General features: G+C 31.5%; 1 pseudogene. It reads right to left on the bottom strand.

What is annotated here, in order from left to right:
* Positions 1 to 149: pseudogene (locus SH09_RS16165) on the bottom strand (replication initiation factor domain-containing protein); the annotation flags it as partial.
* Positions 150 to 241 lie beyond the last annotated feature (92 nt).

Raw genomic sequence — 241 nt, 5'->3', positions numbered from 1 at the left:
ATTGTCATAGCATCAAAGTGTAATTTTGGTTCGGGGGTGTACATAATATGTCGGTTTAACCGGCTATTAGAGTATCCGGTTTTAGAAAAATTTGAGTTTTCCTTTTCCAAACTTTGTTTTTCCTGAATTTCTTCTGCTTTTTTACTCATAAAAAATCGACTCCTTATTTTGTTTAAGAAGTCGCTCACCCGAATATATATCTTGAAGAATAAACCAATATCGTTTAATATCTAGATATACA

The organism is Staphylococcus gallinarum, assembly GCF_000875895.1.
Taxonomy (GTDB): Bacteria; Bacillota; Bacilli; order Staphylococcales; family Staphylococcaceae; genus Staphylococcus; species Staphylococcus gallinarum.
The sequence above is the reverse complement of the archived record's forward strand: the minus strand, read 5'-3'. Positions and strand labels throughout refer to the sequence as shown.